We start from the raw sequence: 4,088 nt of genomic DNA, 5'->3' as shown, positions 1-4,088 counted from the left end.
TTGGGTTTAAAACCCCGCCTTTTAAGACGAAATGTTTTTGGAGGATTGCTCAAAATACTCGTTATATCATGTCCGGTTGAATAGTTATAATTAAAGCTTGTAGTAGGGCTTTAGTCCTATCTATAAGTTCGGGCTAAAGCCCTACTACAAACAAAAACTTTTTTATCACTTATTATCCGGACATCATATTACAAAAACAACTTCTGACTTCGTTAAGTTAAATTTGTACTTAATTATATAGTAATCCTCAGGGTGATTGTGCGGAAAATATTTGGGAATTAGGAAACAGCAATTACTAAGAATTATAAACTAGGGATAATAATTTCAGATTGGTATTCTTATGATTCCACTTACCTATTCCCCCAGGGAGGATAGTTACCACATTCCTAGTCACCCTTCTAAAAAATCAAAGTTATTTATTTTGATTTAAGTCTACTTATTAGTATAAATAAAGTTAAATATTTTCTGAGATGATTTAATATTTAATTAAAATTTAATCAATAAAATTTGCCTACATCAATTAAAATGATTGAAGAAAACAGTATTTTTTTGATAAAGCAAAATGAACAACTTACAGCCGTGGACTTCGCTCTTAGGCAGAATATTCCTCTCTGCCGTTTTTATCAAATCTGCTATTGGTAAAATTTTTGGTGGAGCAGGTACTCAACAATATATGGAATCTTCAGGAGTTCCTGGTTGGTTATTAATTCCAACGATTATTGTTCTTTTAATAGGTGGATTATCTGTTTTAGTAGGTTATAAAGCTCGTTATGGGGCACTTGCATTAGTAGGATTTTTAATTCCGGCTACTCTGATTTTCCATAATGTTTTTATAGACCCTACTCAAGAAATTGCGTTTATGAAAAATCTGGGATTAATAGGAGGACTTTTAATGGTAGCTTCTTTTGGTCCGGGTAGAATTAGTTTTGATGAGAAAAGTATTTATAGGGAGTAGGGAGTAGGCGATTCATTTGCCTCCAATCTACCAAGAGAAGAAATGATATTTCCCAATCTTCAATCCTCTCGGTTTTAACCTTCTTGTAATTATCAATTATCCATTATCAATTATCAATTAATGAACTGTTCCCTCTCTCAATTAGGAAATTACTAAAAGCACAACTACTTAAAAAACATGAAAACACAATGGGAAAATTTTCTGCAAAACCTCGGTGAATGGCACGGTTCATTTACTAATATTTCTGCCAAGGGAGAAATACTTAAAGACACACCTAGTATTCTCATTTTAGAAAGTCTTGATGACCAGAATAAACAAGTACGTTTAACACTACGTCGCTTTAACTCTTTTGCCAAAACTCCTGAGTCAAAAGTTGATGAAATAGTAAGTGAATATCAAACTCTAGGCAGAAATCTTTTATTTTTTGAAAATGGTGCTTTTTCTAAAGGAGTAATTCAAATAGCCCCTTTTTCAATTAATGGTGCTGAATTTGGTTTTGTTAATAAAAATCGTCGTCTACGTTTAGTCGAATTATTTAACAAAGATGGCAATTTTGATAAATTAACTTTAATTCGAGAAAAAAGAGCTGGAACAGATGCTTCAGAAAATCCTCCTTTGACAGTAGATGCTTTATTAGGAAAATGGCACGGAGAAGCTATTACTATGTATCCCGATCTGCGGGAACCCGATACTTATCCAACTCAAATGGAATTAAACATTGATAATACAGGTCGATTAGTTCAGGAAATTACTTTTGGTGATACTCATCCGAAAACTCTCACTTCTACCGCTAGAATTGAAGGTTCAATTTTACACTTTGACCAAAGTTCTCAACCTGTAAAAATAGTTTTACTTCCTGATGGTGCATCTGCTACTTTGCCTGTCAAAATTGAGTTGAGAAAACCTTTATTTTTTGAACTTGGTTGGTTAATTGAACCTCAGCTTCGTCAACGACTTATTCGTAGTTATAATGACAAAGGAGAATGGGTAAGTTCCACCTTAGTTACTGAGGAGAAAATTAAATAAAAATATTTAATTCAAATATTTTAGGGAATAGGGAGTAGGAAGTAGGAAGTAGCAATAAGGAAACAATTCTTTAATATCGATCTACAGGAATACTAAAAATGTCATTATCTATCAGAATTATTCTGATAATTGCTACAACAGTTTATCAAGCGATCGCTTGTTATCTGGAAAATCAAAAACCACCTCCAGGAGAGCTATTTGATGTCGGCGGTTATAATCTACATTTGTACAGTATAGGAGAAGGTAATCCCACAATTATTATAGAGCATAGCTTAGGAGGAATAGAGGGATATTTCCTCGTAGAAAAACTGGCAAAATTAGGACGAGTATGTATCTACGACCGAGCTGGATGTGGATGGAGCGACCATAGTCCTCATCCTAGAACTAGCAATCAAATGGTAGAAGAATTAGATACCCTACTGACTCAGGCCAAAATTCAGCCACCTTACATTTTAGTAGGAAATTCCTTTGGTAGTTACAATGTCAGATTGTATGCCTATCGCTTCCCTGAAAAAGTTATGGGAATGGTACTCACAGATGGACTCCATGAGACAGGAATGCTGAAAATGCCTATCCAATTACAAGGTTTGAAACTATTCTTTATTTCAGGCTTTGTTATGTCTACTTTCGGGTCAATATTAGGAATTATTCAGCTATTAAGAAAATGTGGAATATTTGAATTGATTAAACCTGAATTACGACAGTTTTCTCAAGAGTCAATAAATTATGTAAAACGTTCTTTTTGTCGTTCTAAACACTGGATTACAATGTGTCGAGAAATGCTCAATCTAGATAATAGTGGAAATCAAGTTATGATTGCTAATCAATTTGGCTCGATGCCAATAGTTAGTATCAAAGCTCATTCTTTTTTCAAACCTTCTTGGTGGAGTTTTTTTATTCCTCTAAAAGCAGCTAACCAACTACGGGAGCAAATGCACAAAGATTTATCTAATCTATCAACAAATTATGTTCAAATTCAAGCCAATAAAAGTGGTCATTTTGTGTGGATAGATGAACCAGATATAATTGTTGATGCTGTTAAAATTGTATTAGATAAACCTAAGCATTCAACTATTAGCGGACAGCAATCAGCCAATCATGAATAATTTTTTCTCTGATTAAATTTGTTGTATAGTATAAATCAGGGTAAAATTTGTATTAAATTGGATAAAGAGCTATGAAAAAAGCCAGAGGCTTTGGAAAGCCAAATGAAAACTATAAATAAGATAAAATAACTATAGATTTTGGATAATTGTTTCCAAACGGTGAAGATTTTAAAAAAATACTAAAACAACATAATAAAAAAATGTTAGAATTTAAGTTTGATTTTTTTGCACTTAGTTACGCCAAGATAAATCATCACAATATTCCAGTATTTACGTTTATAAATATCACCAATGGCAAGATAATAAATGGCTTGATGATTATGGATTAATCTCAAAAAAACTACAGCAAAACAGGAGAAATAATGTATGAAACTACTGAATAAACATTATGCATAAAAGATTAAGACAGAACTTAAAAATGGCGATAATAAAAACCTTAGTTAGTTAACTTCAGAAGTTAAATTATTACTTTGTGATTTTGATAAAACTAGAAGAAATATTTAACTGATAACTGTTAACGCAGTTCCTCCCTAAGAGGCTAATTGATTAAAAAGTGGGGTTTGATCGCTAATTATTTTGATAATAAATAAATAGATTTAGTTAGAACATAAACTTATAAAATCTTAAAATCTTTCCATCTATACCTTCCTAGTGAAAAACCACAAACATTTCATTTTGTGAAGCTCCTGAAAAAAAACGCGCGTCAAAGGATTTTTTGCTGCATCCTCACAATTTTTGTGATATCATAAGATTAACTGGGCTTGTTCGCCTATGCGCATGATTTTTTATTCAACAAAAAAATCATAGCTTTGAGGGTGATAGAACTCCGTTCCACTTTGCTACGCATATAAACATGACCGCTAATATCAAATCTACTTACTGAGGAGAGTTATAAAAAACCGGGATTGTCGGAGGTAGATGTTATACAGCAAGGCATTTAAATGAGATGGGGAAATGTTTTATATCATGTCCGAATAAATAGCTTAAAATTCCCTCCTCCA

3 protein-coding genes are annotated in these 4,088 nt (G+C 32.6%); all 3 read left to right on the top strand.

The genetic code is table 11. The features are described from left to right. The first annotated feature begins 562 nt into the window (after window positions 1-562). Window positions 563-955: a DoxX family protein gene (locus tag F6K22_RS34425; protein ID WP_293108788.1), complete on the top strand. Its 393-nt coding sequence runs from the start codon at window positions 563-565 to the stop codon at window positions 953-955. Window positions 956-1,132: 177 nt separating this feature from the next. Further along, window positions 1,133-1,981 (top strand): DUF3598 family protein, encoded by an 849-nt coding sequence (locus F6K22_RS34420; protein ID WP_293108785.1) that lies wholly within the window; start codon window positions 1,133-1,135, stop codon window positions 1,979-1,981. A gap of 98 nt (window positions 1,982-2,079) precedes the next feature. Continuing rightward, entirely contained in the window at window positions 2,080-3,087 is a 1,008-nt protein-coding gene (locus tag F6K22_RS34415) for an alpha/beta fold hydrolase (protein WP_293108783.1), read from the top strand. The last annotated feature ends 1,001 nt before the right edge of the window (window positions 3,088-4,088 follow it).

Origin of the sequence: Okeania sp. SIO2F4, from assembly GCF_010672385.1 — a bacterium.
Lineage (GTDB): Bacteria > Cyanobacteriota > Cyanobacteriia > Cyanobacteriales > Microcoleaceae > Trichodesmium.
Note: the sequence above shows the minus strand (reverse complement) of the source record. Positions and strands in the feature narration are given on the sequence as shown.